This is a genomic window from Microbacterium sp. LMI1x-1-1.1, from assembly GCF_040676205.1.
Lineage (GTDB): Bacteria > Actinomycetota > Actinomycetes > Actinomycetales > Microbacteriaceae > Microbacterium > Microbacterium aquilitoris.
In genome coordinates this window covers 33,117-47,628 of record NZ_JBEGHM010000002.1, presented here as the reverse complement: position 1 = coordinate 47,628, position 14,512 = coordinate 33,117, and the positions used below count along the sequence as shown (strand labels likewise).

The window sequence follows — 14,512 nt, the reverse complement described above, 5'->3', positions numbered from 1 at the left end:
CACCCTATCCGTCAGCGCGTCAGCACGACGATCGCCTCGACGTGATGCGAGTGCGGGAACAGATCGAAGGCCCGCACCGACGGCGTCGTGTAGCCGTGCTCAGCGAAGGTGCCGAGGTCTCGGGCGAGCGCGACCGGGTCGCAGGCGACGTAGACGATCCGCTCCGGCGAGAGGGCCACGAGCCGTTCGACGACGTCCTTTCCCGCGCCGGCGCGCGGCGGGTCGAGGACGACGGTGCCACGCGCGAGACGTGCGCGCTGGGCGGGCGTGGCGGTGTCAACGAGGTGGCCGAGCCAGCGGTCCACCCGCGCGGTCTCGGCGCGCGCGCCGATCCACGCCGCCAGGTTCTCGCCCGCGTGCTCGGTCGCCCGCGAATCGGATTCGACCGAGGTGATCCGGGTGCCGGGGCCGCCCGCATCCGCGACGGATGCCGCGAGGAGCCCGACGCCGCCGTAAAGGTCGAGGTGCCAACCCTCCGGATCCACCGATCCCGCCACGGCATCGGCGACCGCGTCATGCAGGGTTCCCGCGGCGAGGCGATGGACCTGCCAGAAACCACCGGCATCCACCTGGAACTCGCGGTCGCCGACCGTCTCGACCACGACCTCGCGGGCCGCGGGGTCGACGGGTCCGGGGCGGCGCGAACGGGTCGACTCGGGCCGGGAGATGACACGCACGCGGCCGTCCGCCGGCTGGACGAGGTCGAGCCGGCCGGGTGAGCCGCCCTGGCGCCTCGCCATGGCGCGGGTGATGCCGGGGGTCGCCAGCGGAAGCTCCTCGACCGGGATGACGCGGTGGCTGCGCGCGGCGAAGGGTCCGATTCGGCCGTCCTCGTCGACGTGCAGGCTCACCCGCGTGCGCCATCCGGTGCCGTCGGAAGACTCCTCGACGACACGGTCGCCCTTCATCTGCGCCGTCGGCGGCTCGATGGTCACGGGCGCCGAGGAGCCTGCGAACCGCGCGAGGGCGTCACGGAGGACCTCGGCCTTCAGCTCGCGCTGGTGGGCGAGAGCGATGTGACCGAAGTCCGCACCGCCGGGGCGATCCTCGGGCGCCGTCGCGACATCGGCGGGCGTCCACACGTGGGGGCGCCGGTGCGGGGAGGCATCCAGGACCTCGACGGTGTCGCCCCGCCAGAACGACGACTTCTTCGTGTCGGTGAGGGCGACGCGCACGCGTTCCCCGGGAATCGCGTCCGAGACGAAGACGACCCGGTTCTCGTGGCGGGCGACGAAGACGCCGCCGTGCGCGACGGCCGTGATGTCGAGGTCGAGGAGGTCTCCGGGTTGCATCCTCCGATGCTGTCACACCGCTCGCGGCTAGCGTGGTCCGCATGCGCGTCTGCCTCGCCTCCACCTCCCCCGCCCGCCTCATGCTCCTTCGCCAGGTAGGCATCGAACCCGCGACGCGGGCGCCGCAGGTGGACGAGGAAGCGGTGATCGCGACGACCGAGGCGGCGGAGGGCCGGACCCTGCCGCCCGAGGAGCACGTCCTCCTGCTCGCGCGTCGCAAAGCCGCCGACGTCGCCGGGACGCTCGCTGCCGAGGGGTTCGAGGGGCTCGTCATCGGGGGCGACTCGATGTTCGAGCTCGACGGCGAGATCCTCGGCAAGCCGTACACGCCCGAGGCGGCGCGCGCCCGCTGGCAGTCGATGCGCGGACGCACCGGCATCCTGCACTCGGGACACAGCGTGTTCCTCGTCGGTCCGGAAGGCGCCCTGACCGAGGCGTTCGCGGTGGCCGCGGCATCCGTCTCGTTCGCGGCGGATGTGACGGATGCCGAGATCGACGCGTACGTGGCGACGGGGGAACCCCTGCTGGTGGCCGGTGCCTTCACGGTCGACAGCCTGGGCGGAGCCTTCATCGAGCGCGTCGAAGGAGACCCGTCGACTGTCGTCGGGATGTCGCTGTCGACGCTGCGGCGGCTGGTGCGCGAGCTCGGCGTGGAGTGGACGACGCTGTGGCACACGGCGGGGACAACCCCGACGTCGCGGAACACGGCGGGGACAACCCCGGCGTCGCGGAACACGGCGGGGACAACCCCGGCCTAGTGGACTCCGCCACATGAATCCCGCATGACTTTGTGCGAGTGATCCAAAGAGTCCGGCAGTCACGTGGGTAGGCTCGAAGCCATGCCTGAGAGCGTGAACACTGGAATCTCGAAAGTGCTGATCGCCAATCGTGGCGAGATCGCGGTGCGCATCATCCGCGCCGCACGTGACTCGGGGAAGGCCTCGGTGGCGGTCTATGCCGACCAGGACCGCGACGCGATGCACGCGCGCCTCGCCGATGAGGCCTACGCCCTCGGCGGAGCGACGAGCGCAGAGACGTACCTCTCGATCGAGAAGATCCTCTCGGTCGCCCGCCGCTCCGGCGCCGACGCCGTCCACCCCGGCTACGGCTTCCTGGCCGAGAACGCGGAATTCGCGCGCGCGGTCATCGGTGCGGGCCTCATCTGGATCGGACCGTCGCCCGAGGCGATCGAGGCACTCGGCGACAAGGTCACGGCCCGCCACGTGGCCGAGAAGGTCGGTGCTCCCCTCGCTCCCGGCACGCCCGGCCCCGTCTCCGGTGCGGACGAGGTCGTCGCCTTCGCCCGCGAGTTCGGCATGCCCATCGCCATCAAGGCGGCCTACGGCGGCGGCGGCCGCGGCCTGAAGGTCGCCCGCGAGTTCGACGAGGTCGAGGAACTGTTCGAGTCGGCGACGCGTGAGGCGATCACCGCGTTCGGACGCGGCGAGTGCTTCGTCGAGAAGTACCTCGACAAGCCGCGTCACGTCGAGACGCAGTGCCTGGCGGATGCCGAGGGCAACGTCGTCGTGGTCTCGACGCGCGACTGCTCCCTCCAGCGCCGCCACCAGAAGCTCGTCGAAGAGGCCCCCGCACCCTTCCTCACCGCGGAGCAGAATGAGATCCTCTACTCGGCGTCGAAGGCCATCCTCAAGGAGGTCGGCTACGTCGGCGCGGGCACGTGCGAGTTCCTCATCGGGGCCGACGGCACCATCTCGTTCCTCGAGGTCAATACGCGCCTGCAGGTCGAGCACCCGGTCTCCGAAGAGGTGACCGGGATCGACCTCGTGCGCGAGCAGTTCCGGATCGCCGAAGGCGGCACGCTCGACTACGCCGATCCCGAGCCGGTCGGCCACTCGATCGAGTTCCGCATCAACGGCGAGGACCCGGGCCGAGGCTTCCTGCCCGCCCCCGGCGACATCCACGTCTTCAAGACGTTCGGCGGCCCCGGTGTGCGTCTGGACTCCGGTGTCACCGCCGGCGACAGCGTCTCGGGAGCGTTCGACTCGCTGCTCGGCAAGCTCATCGTCACGGGCCGCACCCGCGAAGAGGCGCTGGAGCGCTCTCGTCGCGCGCTCGACGAGTTCGAGGTCGCCGGGATGCCGACGGTGCTGCCGTTCCACCGCAAGGTCGTTCGCGACCGTGCCTTCACGGGCGAGGACGGCACGTTCGGCGTCTTCACACGCTGGATCGAGACCGAGTTCGACAACGACATCCCCGCCTGGGACGGCGAGGCTGGCCCCTCGGCCGAGCCGGAGGGCCGCCACACGGTCGTCGTGGAGGTCTCGGGCAAGCGTCTCGAGGTCAGCCTCCCCGACCGCCTCTCCCACGCCCCTGCCGCGGTCGGACGCCCCGTCGCCGTGCCCCCGTCGCGGCGCTCGCACGCGTCGTCCGCCGTCTCGGGCGCGAGCGGTGACGCCGTCGCGTCCCCCATGCAGGCGACCGTCGTGAAGATCGCCGTCGAGGAGGGACAGCAGGTCGTCAAGGGCGATCTCGTCGTCGTCCTCGAGGCGATGAAGATGGAGCAGCCCATCCAGGCGCACAAGGACGGCGTCGTCGGCGCGATCAATGCTCAGGCAGGTGCGACCGTCTCGGCGGGGCACCAGCTGCTCACCATCTCCTGACGGAGTGAGCCCTCGAGGGCCGGAGGCGACCCGATCGGGCCCGCCTCCGGCCCTCAGCTGTAGGTGTCCTCGTCGCGGGCGACCTGGTGCATCGCACGCGTCGCGTCGGTGATGCTGCCGGCCAGCGAGGGGAACACCGCGAAGACACGGGAGAGCTGGTCGACCGTGAGCCGCCGCTCGACGGCGATCGCGATCGGGTAGATCAGCTCGGAGGCGCGCGGAGCGACGATGACACCGCCGATGACGGTCCCCGATCCCTCGCGCGCGATGATCTTCACGAAGCCGTCCTTGACGCCCATCATCTTCGCCCTGGCGTTGGCCGCGAGCGGGAGCTTGTACACGGTGCCGTTGACGGCGCCCGACTCGATGTCGCGCTCCTGGCTACCGACGGTCGCGATCTCGGGTGCGGTGAAGATGTTGGCGGTGACGCGCTCCTTCTTGAGCGGGATGACGGTGTCGCCGAGCGCGTGGAAGACCGCCATCCGCCCCTGCATGGCCGCGACCGAGGCGAGTGGCAGGAACGTCGTGCAGTCGCCGGCTGCGTAGATGTTGGGCACCGAGGTCCGCGCGACGCGGTTGACCTGGATGTGGCCGGAGCCGGTGAGCTGGACCCCGGCATCCTCCAGTCCGATGCCCGCCGTGTTCGGGATCGATCCGACCGCCATGAGGCAGTGGCTCCCCTCGACGGTGCGGCCGTCCGAGAGGGTCGCGACGACGCCGTCCTTCGTGCGCTCGACCTTCTCGGCGCGCGACTTGGAGAGCACCTCCATGCCGCCCCGGGTGAACACCTTCTCGATGACCGCGGCGGCGTCGGAGTCCTCCCCCGGGAGGACCTGGTCGCGGCTCGAGATCAGCGTGACCTTCGAGCCGAGGTTCATGTACGCGCCGGCGAACTCGGCTCCCGTGACGCCGGACCCGACGACGATGAGGTGCTCGGGGAGGCTCGTCATGTTGTAGAGCTGCGTCCACGTGAGGATGCGCTCCCCGTCGGGCTTGGCGCTGTCGAGCTCGCGGGGCGACGCGCCGACCGAGACGACGAGGGTGTCGGCCTCGACGCGGTCGAAGTCGGTGCCGCCGGGACCGGTCGAGACGACGACGGCGTGCGTGCCGTCGAGGCGGCCGTGGCCCGAGATGATGCGGACGCCCGCGTCCACGAGCTGGGCCCGCTGATCGTCGGACTGCTGGCGGGCGAGGGAGAGGAGTCGCTTGTTGACGGCGCCCAGGTTGATGGCGATCTCGGGCTTGAGCGGCTTGCCGCTGTCGCCGCGTGCGAACAGCTGCACGCCGAGATCCGACGCGCCGCGGATCGCGACGGCGGCGTCCGCCGTGGCGATGAGGGTCTTGGACGGGACGACGTCGGTGATGACGGCGGACCCGCCGATGCCCGCGCGCTCGACGAGCGTCACCTCGGCTCCCAGCTGGGCCGCTGCGAGAGCCGCCTCGTATCCGCCGGGGCCGCCACCGATGATCGCGACACTCTGGGTGGTCTCGAAGCTCACAGACATGTGGATCATTCTTTCAGGCTGACGGGGGTTCGTGCGCCGCGCCGCGGAACGCATCGTGTGGCCGAGCGCGTCGGCGCTTCCTAGAGTGGGAGCATGCACGAGGAGACCCACCCGCTCGACGATCCCGCCACCGACCCGTTCGAGGTCGCTGACACCGCCGCCGCTGACATCGCACGCCTCACCGGTGTGGAACGCCATGACATCGCCCTGACCCTGGGCAGCGGATGGGGGAAGGCCGCCGAGCTCATCGGCGAGACGATCGCGACGCTCGACGCGACGGAGGTCACCGGCTTCAGCAAGCCCGCCCTGGCCGGGCACGTCGGGTCGATCCGCAGCATCCTGACACCCGACGGCAAGCGTGTCCTCGTCATCGGAGCGCGCACCCACTACTACGAGAACCACGGCGTCCGCCGCGTCGTCCACAGCGTGCGGACCGCCGCCGCGACCGGCGCGAAGATCATGGTCCTCACCAACGGCGCCGGCGGGATCAAGACGTCGTGGACGCCGGGACAGCCCGTCCTCATCAGCGACCACATCAACCTCACCGCGGACTCGCCGCTCGAAGGCGCGACCTTCATCGACCTGACCGACCTCTACTCGTCGCGCCTGCGCGACCTCGCGCGCACGATCGATCCGAGCCTCGACGAGGGCGTCTACTGCCAATTCCGCGGGCCGCACTACGAGACCCCGGCCGAGGTCCAGATGGCGAAGGCCATCGGCGGACACATCGTCGGGATGTCCACGGCCCTCGAGGCGATCGCCGCCCGCCAGGCGGGCATGGAGATCCTCGGCTTCTCGCTCATCACGAACCTGGCCGCCGGCATCCAGTCGACCCCGCTCAGCCACCAGGAAGTCCTCGAGGCCGGGCGCGACGCCGAGCCCGTCATCTCGGACCTGCTGGCCCGCGTGATCGGCGTCCTGTGAGCGAGGGCGTGCTCGAGACCGCCCGTGAGTGGCTCGCGCAGGACCCGGATGAGGCGACCCGGGCGGAGCTCTCCGACCTGATCTCGCGCGCCGAAGGGGGCGACTCCGCTGCGACAGCCGACCTCCACGACCGCTTCGACACCCGCCTCGCCTTCGGCACCGCGGGCCTTCGCGGGGCGCTCGGTGCGGGCTCGAACCGCATGAACCGCGTGCTCGTGAGCCAGGCGGCCGCCGGCTTCGCGGCATACCTCCGTGACCGTGCCGGCGCCGAGACGCCGTCGATCGTCATCGGCTACGACGGACGTCGAAACTCCGACGTGTTCGCCCGCGACAGCGCCGAGATCTTCGCCGGTGCAGGGCTCCGCGCGATCCTCCTCCCCCGCCTCCTGCCGACGCCCGTCCTCGCCTTCGCGGTGCGCCACCTCGGCGCCTCGGCCGGCGTCATGGTCACGGCATCCCACAACCCGCCGGACGACAACGGGTACAAGGTCTACCTCGGCGGTGACGACGACGGCGCGCAGATCGTGTCGCCGGCGGATGCCGAGATCGCGGCGCGCATCGACGAGGTCGCGGCGCGCGCGGACCTCGGATCGATCCCGCGCTCGGACGACTACGAGGTCGCCGATGAATCCGTCGTCGACGCCTACGTCACCGGGACCGCCGTCGTCGCCCCCGCCCCGGCGGGCGCGGCGGGACTCAACTGGGTGTACACGGCGATGCACGGCGTCGGATACGAGACGCTCTCTCGCGTCCTCGAGACCGCCGGCTACCCTGCGCCGACGGTCGTGGCTGCGCAGATCGAGCCGGACGGCCGCTTCCCGACCGTCGCGTTCCCGAATCCCGAAGAGCCCGGCGCGATGGACCTCGCGTTCGAGACCGCCCGGGGCGCGGACGCCGAGCTGATCATCGCGAACGATCCCGACGCCGACCGGCTCGCCGTCGCGATCCCGGATGCCGCGGCCCCCGGCGGCTGGCACCGGTTGACCGGCAACGAAGTGGGGCTCCTGCTCGGCTGGCGTGCCGCCCGCACCGCCACCTCGGGAACCCTCGCGTGCTCGCTCGTCTCGTCGCCCGGTCTGCAGACGATCGCCGAGCACTACGGCCTCGACTTCACGGCGACCCTCACCGGATTCAAGTGGATCTCCCGTGCCCCGGGCCTCGTCTACGGCTTCGAGGAGGCGCTCGGCTACCTCGTCAACCCGGGCACGGTCCGCGACAAGGACGGCATCTCGGCGGCTGTCGCGATCCTCGGCCTCGTCGCGGAGGCCCGCGAGGAGGGCAGGACGCTCGGCGACCTGCTCGACGAGTCCGCGGCGACCTTCGGACACTTCGCGAGCGGCCAGGTCTCGCTCCGTGTCGACGACGTCTCGGTGATCGGCCGGATCATGACGGCCCTGCGCGCGGCGCCCCCGGCATCCATCGGCTCGGTCGCCGTGGAGCGCATGGAGGACCTGCTCACGGCGCCCGAGGGCTCGCCGCGCGGCGACGTCCTGCGCCTCTGGCTCGAGGACGGGTCGCGCGTCATCGTGCGCCCGAGCGGCACCGAGCCGAAGCTGAAGGCCTACCTCGACGTACGCGGCGAGTCCGCCGAGGATGCCGCTGCGCGCCTGAGCGGGGTCGACGCCGGTGTGCGCGCCGTGCTGGATGCGGCGCAGGCATGACGACCGCACTGACCGAACCGGTCACCCTCCGACACGGCCGGGTCGAGCTCGTGCCGCTCGACCCCTCGCACGCGGATGCGCTGGCATCGGCACGCGACGGGCTCGAGTACGCCTGGTACACGGCGATCCCGGCATCCGTCCCCGATGAGATCACGCGGCGCCTCGCCGAGCGGGACGCGGGCCGGATGAATCCCTTCACGGTCGTCGTCGACGGTCGCCCGCAGGGCATGACGACGTTCTGCGACATCGACGCCGAGAACCGGCGCGTCGAGATCGGATACACGTGGCTGTCACGCGACGTGCAGCGCACCGAGGTGAACACGACGGCGAAGCGGCTGCTGCTCGGCCACGCGTTCGAGGCGTGCGACGCGATCGCGGTCGAGTTCCGGACCTCGTGGCACAACCGGCAGTCCCGAGCGGCGATCGAACGGCTCGGCGCCCGTCAGGACGGCGTGCTCCGCAACCACCGCATCGGACCGGGTGGGACGATGCGCGACACCGTGGTGTACTCGATCCTCCCCCACGAGTGGCCGGGTGTCCGGATGGGACTCGACGCGCGCCTCGTGGGCTGATCAGCCGTCGACGACCGCGACGAGCTCGTCGAGGAAGCCGGCGAAGCTCGTGCCGCGGCGGAGGATCCGCTGCACGCTGTCGCGCTCGCTGAACACCTCGACGAACTGCTCGAACACGGTCTGGAACGCCTCGCGGTCCGACTCCGAGAACGCCACCATCGCGACGACCTGGACGCGCCCGTCGCCCCAGCGGATCGACGGGTCGGCGAGGCCCACGGCGATCGCCGTCCGCGTCGCGGTCATGCCGATCGCGTGCGGGACGGCGAGCGCATCGGTGAACGCGGTCGATGAGATGCGCTCCCGCTCGAGCGTGCGATCGACATAGTCCTCGGTGATGACGCCCTGGGCGGCCAGGAGCCCGCCGAGACCGCGGATGACCGTCTCCTCGTCGGCGTCGGCGGGCAGCCGTGAGACGAACGCATCGGGCGAGAAGTAGCGCTCGAGCTCGGCGCGGAGCCCCGCGAGGCGTCGTGCCCGGCGGGCACGTGCCGCGGCCTGCTGCACGCGCTCGACGTCGGGCTCGGTGAGGAACGGCTGGATCCGCACGAGCCGGTCGGAGGGCGTGGGGGGATCGATCGTGGTCAGCACCAGGTCGGTGTCGAGCCCTGCCCAATCGGGGTCGACGCGCGTCTCGACCGCGACGACCTCGATCTCGCGACCGAGGGCGCGATCGATGCTCGTGCGCAGCAGCTCGTGCATCTCGTAATAGCCCGGGCAGACGAGCGTCGCCGTCAGCAGACGAGCGGACTGGCGCGAGCGCTCCAGTCGGCCGCCGACGTGCATCGCGATGTACGCGATCTCGTCCTCGTGGAGCGGCGCGCCGACGACGACGCGGAGCTGCTCGGCCATGAAGACCGCCACGTCGAAGATCATCGGGTAACTCGACTTCAGCGACCGGGTGAGGGCGTTGCGCGACCACGCCCGATCCTGGGCACGCTGCCGCAGGTTCTGGACGTGCAGCGCGAGCCTCAGGATGAAATCGTCGTGGTCGATGTCGACGAGGAACTCGGATGCCGCTCGCGCGACGACCGCTCGCACGGCCTCCTCGACGTCGGCATCCAGTCGGTCGCGGATGACGGCGTCGGGCTCCGCGGCACCCGGCGCGACGACGCGGGTCTGCACGAGCGCGGCCAGGTGGTCCCGGTCGCCGTCGCCGAGGTGGACGCCCAAGTGGGTCACGGCGAGCCGATCGAGCAGATCGGCGATCTCGCCGCGCGCCGCCGAGTCCCCGACCGGCTCGCCGTCGAGCCCGCGGCCGCGACCGACGCGGTCGGCGGCGATCGCGATGTGCATCATCACGTCGCCGATGCCGAACTCGTTCACGAGGTAGCCGAGTTCCCCGAGACCGTCGACCAGCTCGGCTTTGAACGCACCCAGGGCGGAGGTCTCGGCGGTGCTCTCGCCGAGGGCACGTCGGAGTGCCCGCAGATCGAAGGCGCCCTGCTCCATCTCGTCGTGGACGAGACGGCTGAGCAACCGGCGTTGGGCCATCTCGGTCCCCGACAGCCGCACGCGTTCGGCGGACCGTTCCAGCGTGAGCTGCGTGCCGCTCAGGAGCGCGCGCACCCGGCCGAGGTCTGCCTCGAGCGTCGCTTCGCTCACGTGGAAGTGCTGCGCCGCGTCGTAGACGTCGATTCCCGCGGGCGCGTCGAGCAGGTCGCGGACGAGTCGGTGCAGGCGATCCCGCGGTGTCTCCTCTGCGACCGTCCGCAGCGCCCCCGGGGCTCCGGGGCCCGGGCGGTACCCGGAAGGACCCGACTCGATCGCGTCGCCGCCGGGGACGCGGGCGTTGAGCGCCGCGACGTAGGAGCGGATGCTGCGGGGCGTGACCCCCACGACGTCGGCGAGCTCGCCGGCCGTCCGCCACGCGGCATCCCGGATCAGGAGCGCCATGACCTGGTCCTGTCTCGCCCGGCTCACCCGTCCAGTCAACCACCTGTGCGACCAGGGGGTTTCCTCCCCCGCGGAAGAACGGCTGGTTGTCGCTTCCTGGGAGTCGGATGAGAATGACAAGGAGACAAGGAGGCGGATCGATGAAGATCCTCGTCGTCTGCGGCGCCGGTGCGTCGAGCACGTTCGTCGCCCAGCGTCTGCGGCATGCCGCACAGCGCGAAGGCAGGGACCTGTTCGTCCGCGCCGGAGTGCCCGGCATGGTCGCCACGGAGGCCGACGCCGGCGACGTGGTGCTCGTGGGTCCGCACCTCGCCTCCGCCCTCCCCGACATCGAACGGGATGCCGCCACCCGACAGGCGCGCACCGTGCTGCTGCCGGAGGACGTCTTCGACGACCGTGACGGAATCCGCACGCTCGCCCTGGTGAACGCCGCGACAGTGGCAGACCGCAGTGAAAGGACCCCGCGATGAGCGCACCGGCCAGCCGGACCGTGAGGATCGGCTCCTCCAACGGCCTGCACGCCCGCCCCGCGAAGATGTTCGCGCAGGCCGCGAAGGATTCCGGCATCCCCGTCACGATCTCGAAGGGATCCGGCGGAGCGGTCAACGCCGCCAGCATCCTCAGCGTGATCTCGCTCGGTGCCGAGAACGGCGACTACGTGACGCTCACCGCAGACGGCGCGAACGCCGAAGGGGTGCTCGACGCCCTCACCGAACTTCTGACCACCGACCACGACGCCTGAGGGACACATGACTGAGCTTCGAGGAGTAGGAATCGGCCTGGGCGTGAGCCACGGCCCCATCGCGCGGATGGCGGAGCCGCTGCCCGCGCCGAAGGACGAGAAGAGCGCACGGAGCGCCGACGAGGAGACCGCGCGCGTCCGTGCCGCGATCGAGGCGGTCGCGCGCGAGCTGGAGCAGCGCGGCGAGACCGCGGGAGGTGCCGCGCAGGAGGTCCTCGAGGCGCAGGCCATGATGGCCGAGGACCCGGCGCTCGAAGAAGAGGTCACGAACCGCATCGGCGCCGGCAAGACCGCCGAGTTCGCCGTCTTCGATGCTTTCGCGTCGTTCCGCGACACGCTCTCCGCGATGGGCGGCTACCTCGGCGAGCGCGCCGCCGACCTCGATGACGTCGCTCAGCGCGTCATCGCCCACCTCCGGGGCGTCGCCGCTCCCGGAGTGCCCGACCCGGGGCATCCGTTCGTCCTCGTCGCGAAGGACCTCGCTCCCGCCGACACCGCGCTCCTCGACCTCGACAAGGTCCTCGCGCTCGTGACGACCGAGGGCGGCCCGACGTCGCACACCGCGATCCTCGCCCGCGAGAAGTCCATCGTCGCCGTCGTCGGCGTCCGCGGTGCGGCCGGTCTCGCCGAGGGCGAGACGGTCGTCGTCGACGCCGCGGCCGGTGTCGTCACGACCCAGCCGACCGACGACGACATCGCCCAGGCGGAGCGCCGCGAGGCCGATCGCGCCGCCGCGGCGGACGCGCCTGTCACCCCGGGGGCGCTCGCGGACGGTACCGCGGTGCCGCTGCTCGCGAACCTCGGCAAGCCGCAGGACGCCGCGAAGGCCGTCGAGCTCGGCGCCGAGGGTGTGGGCCTGTTCCGCACGGAGTTCCTCTTCCTGAGCTCCTCGCAGGCCCCGACCGTCGAGGAGCAGACGAAGGCGTACACCGAGCTGCTGCAGGCGTTCCCCGGCAAGAAGGTCGTCGTCCGTGCGCTGGATGCCGGCGCCGACAAGCCGCTCGCCTTCCTGAACGACGCGCACGAGGAGAACCCGGCCCTCGGGCTCCGCGGCCTCCGCGCTCTCCGCGCCAGCGAGGACATCCTGCGCGAGCAGCTCACCGCCCTCGCCAACGCGGATGCCGCCACCGAGGCCGACCTCTGGGTCATGGCACCGATGGTGTCGACCGTCGAGGAGACCGAGTACTTCGTCACGCTCGCGAAGGAGTACGGCATCAAGACCGCCGGCGTCATGGTCGAGGTCCCCTCCTCGGCTCTGCTGGCCGACAAGGTCCTCGCCCACGCCGATTTCGCCTCCATCGGGACGAACGACCTGACGCAGTACACGCTGGCGGCCGACCGCCTGCTCGGTTCGGTCTCGTCGTTCCAGGACCCGTGGCATCCCGCCGTCCTGCAGCTCGTCAAGGCGACGGGCGACGGCGGACGCGTCAACGGCAAGCCGATCGGCATCTGCGGTGAGGCCGCGGCCGACCCGATGCTCGCGGTCGTCCTCGTCGGCCTCGGCGCGACCACGCTCTCCATGGCACCGACGGCGCTCGCAGATGTACGCGCCACCCTCTTGCACCACAGCCTCGACGACGCGAAGCGCATCGCCGAAGCAGCCCTCGCCGCATCCGATGCGGCATCCGCCCGAGCCGCGGCCCAGGAAGCCGCAGCACAGCACAAGGAGAACCAGTAACCATGACAACGACGTCTCCGGCACAGACCCGGGGAGGAGCACGCGTCGCCGTTCAGCGATTCGGCACGTTCCTCTCGGGCATGATCATGCCGCTCATCCCCGCGCTCATCGCGTGGGGCATCTTCACCGCCTTCTTCATCGAGAAGGGGTGGACGCCGAACGCCGACCTGGCGAACATCGTCGGCCCGTTCATCCACTACCTGCTCCCCATCCTCATCGCCTACCTCGGCGGCCATCTGGTCTACGGCGTGCGCGGCGGTGTCGTCGGAGCGATCGCGACGTTCGGTGTGATCGCCGGCTCCGACCTCCTCATCGACAAGTTCAACGCCGCTCTGGCCATCTCCGACCCGCAGGCCGACCCCCTGGGCAAGGTGAACATGTTCATCGGCGCGATGATCATGGCGCCGCTCGCCGCCTGGACCATGAAGATGCTCGACCGCCTGTGGGAGGGCAAGGTCCGCGCGGGCTTCGAGATGCTCGTGAACATGTTCTCTGCCGGCATCTGGGGCTTCGTCATGGCCATCGTCGGGTTCTACCCGCTGGCATGGCTCATCAACGGCCTCATGAACGTCCTCAGCACCGCGGTGAACTGGCTCGTCGAGACGAACCTCCTCCCGCTGACGAGCATCATCATCGAGCCCGCCAAGGTGTTCTTCCTGAACAACGCCCTGAACCACGGTGTCCTCACCCCGCTGGGCCTCGACCAGGCGGCGACGAGCGACGCCGGGGGATCGATCCTCTTCCTCCTCGAGGCCAACCCCGGCCCCGGCGTGGGACTCCTGCTCGCCTTCACCTTCTTCGGGATCGGCGCCGCCCGCGCGTCGGCTCCGGGAGCGGCGATCATCCAGTTCTTCGGAGGCATCCACGAGGTGTACTTCCCGTACGCGCTCATGAAGCCGATCCTGATCGTCGCGCTGATCGCCGGCGGCATGACCGGTGTCACCACCAACATGCTGCTCGGCGGCATGCTGCGCGCACCGGCAGCCCCGGGCAGCATCCTGGCAGTGATGGCGCAGGTCGCGAACAACAGCTACATCGCGGTCATCCTCTCGGTGGTCCTGTCGGCCGCGGTGACCTTCATCGTCGCGTCGATCATCCTGCGGGCCTCCCGTAAGCGCGACCTGGCTGCCGCTGAGCTGGGCACGGACTCCTTCTCCGCCGCGGTCTCGCAGACCGAGGCGAACAAGGGCAAGCAGTCCGAGGCCCTCTCCGGCCTGCGCGGCTCCGCCACGGCTCCCGCAGCGACGACGGATGCGGCTGCTGCGGCATCCGCCCCCGCCGAAACCGCCATCGCCGAGCGCGAGATCACGAACGTCGTGTTCGCCTGCGACGCCGGCATGGGCTCGTCCGCGATGGGCGCGAGCGTGCTCCGCAACAAGTTCAAGAAGGCGGGTGTCGAGGGCGTCACGGTCACCAACAAGGCGATCGCGAACCTCGACCCGTCCGCCGACCTGGTCATCACGCAGCAGCAGCTGACCGACCGCGCGCGTGGAGTCACCCCCGACTCCCTGCACGTCTCGGTCGACAACTTCATGAACTCGCCGAAGTACGACGAGGTCGTCGAGATGGTGCGTCGCCAGCGCGGCGACGTCTGATGCACGCCGCTGCGGGGTCGGGAACAATG

The 14,512-nt window shown here is 70.8% G+C and carries 12 protein-coding genes; 9 read left to right on the top strand and 3 right to left on the bottom strand.

What is annotated here, in order from left to right:
• Window positions 1-11: 11 nt before the first annotated feature.
• The gene (locus MRBLMI1x_RS07860) at window positions 12-1,292 is read right to left on the bottom strand and encodes a class I SAM-dependent RNA methyltransferase (protein WP_363457935.1); all 1,281 of its coding nucleotides are present in this window, start codon (window positions 1,290-1,292) and stop codon (window positions 12-14) included.
• Between the two features lie 41 nt (window positions 1,293-1,333).
• On the opposite strand from MRBLMI1x_RS07860, the gene MRBLMI1x_RS07855 reads away from it, so the two are divergent.
• Window positions 1,334-2,050: a Maf family protein gene (locus MRBLMI1x_RS07855; RefSeq protein ID WP_363457932.1), complete on the top strand. Its 717-nt coding sequence runs from the start codon at window positions 1,334-1,336 to the stop codon at window positions 2,048-2,050.
• A gap of 81 nt (window positions 2,051-2,131) precedes the next feature.
• Window positions 2,132-3,913, top strand: coding sequence for an acetyl/propionyl/methylcrotonyl-CoA carboxylase subunit alpha (locus tag MRBLMI1x_RS07850; RefSeq protein ID WP_028497343.1), 1,782 nt, complete (start codon window positions 2,132-2,134; stop codon window positions 3,911-3,913).
• 53 nt (window positions 3,914-3,966) lie between these two features.
• Here MRBLMI1x_RS07850 and MRBLMI1x_RS07845 read toward each other — a convergent pair whose 3' ends face one another.
• A complete protein-coding gene (locus MRBLMI1x_RS07845) occupies window positions 3,967-5,418 on the bottom strand; it encodes an NAD(P)H-quinone dehydrogenase (protein ID WP_026303045.1) in 1,452 nt (483 codons plus the stop codon).
• 93 nt (window positions 5,419-5,511) lie between these two features.
• On the opposite strand from MRBLMI1x_RS07845, the gene MRBLMI1x_RS07840 reads away from it, so the two are divergent.
• The 3 genes from MRBLMI1x_RS07840 to MRBLMI1x_RS07830 are packed head-to-tail and all read left to right on the top strand — an operon-like array spanning window position 5,512 to window position 8,575.
• The gene (locus tag MRBLMI1x_RS07840; protein ID WP_336124443.1) at window positions 5,512-6,342 is read left to right on the top strand and encodes a purine-nucleoside phosphorylase; all 831 of its coding nucleotides are present in this window, start codon (window positions 5,512-5,514) and stop codon (window positions 6,340-6,342) included.
• Entirely contained in the window at window positions 6,339-8,003 is a 1,665-nt protein-coding gene (locus tag MRBLMI1x_RS07835) for a phospho-sugar mutase (RefSeq protein WP_363457927.1), read from the top strand. Before MRBLMI1x_RS07840 ends, MRBLMI1x_RS07835 begins: the two co-directional genes overlap by 4 nt.
• Window positions 8,000-8,575 carry a GNAT family N-acetyltransferase gene (locus tag MRBLMI1x_RS07830; RefSeq protein ID WP_020096729.1) on the top strand — a complete coding sequence of 192 codons (576 nt, stop codon included), beginning with the start codon at window positions 8,000-8,002 and terminating at the stop codon, window positions 8,573-8,575. Before MRBLMI1x_RS07835 ends, MRBLMI1x_RS07830 begins: the two co-directional genes overlap by 4 nt.
• Here MRBLMI1x_RS07830 and MRBLMI1x_RS07825 read toward each other — a convergent pair whose 3' ends face one another.
• Window positions 8,576-10,468, bottom strand: coding sequence for a BglG family transcription antiterminator (locus tag MRBLMI1x_RS07825; RefSeq protein WP_363459376.1), 1,893 nt, complete (start codon window positions 10,466-10,468; stop codon window positions 8,576-8,578).
• Between the two features lie 140 nt (window positions 10,469-10,608).
• Between MRBLMI1x_RS07825 and MRBLMI1x_RS07820 the strand changes: the two genes are divergently transcribed.
• Genes MRBLMI1x_RS07820 through MRBLMI1x_RS07805 form a run of 4 tightly spaced genes read left to right on the top strand, consistent with a single transcriptional unit; the run spans window position 10,609 to window position 14,483 of the window.
• Complete coding sequence (locus MRBLMI1x_RS07820; protein WP_116228590.1) at window positions 10,609-10,938, top strand: PTS sugar transporter subunit IIB; 330 nt, start codon at window positions 10,609-10,611, stop codon at window positions 10,936-10,938.
• Window positions 10,935-11,210 carry an HPr family phosphocarrier protein gene (locus MRBLMI1x_RS07815; RefSeq protein WP_018188769.1) on the top strand — a complete coding sequence of 92 codons (276 nt, stop codon included), beginning with the start codon at window positions 10,935-10,937 and terminating at the stop codon, window positions 11,208-11,210. Before MRBLMI1x_RS07820 ends, MRBLMI1x_RS07815 begins: the two co-directional genes overlap by 4 nt.
• Window positions 11,211-11,217: 7 nt before the next feature.
• Window positions 11,218-12,888 carry a phosphoenolpyruvate--protein phosphotransferase gene (gene ptsP / locus MRBLMI1x_RS07810; RefSeq protein WP_363457922.1) on the top strand — a complete coding sequence of 557 codons (1,671 nt, stop codon included), beginning with the start codon at window positions 11,218-11,220 and terminating at the stop codon, window positions 12,886-12,888.
• A gap of 2 nt (window positions 12,889-12,890) precedes the next feature.
• The gene (locus tag MRBLMI1x_RS07805) at window positions 12,891-14,483 is read left to right on the top strand and encodes a PTS mannitol transporter subunit IICB (RefSeq protein WP_363457919.1); all 1,593 of its coding nucleotides are present in this window, start codon (window positions 12,891-12,893) and stop codon (window positions 14,481-14,483) included.
• The last annotated feature ends 29 nt before the right edge of the window (window positions 14,484-14,512 follow it).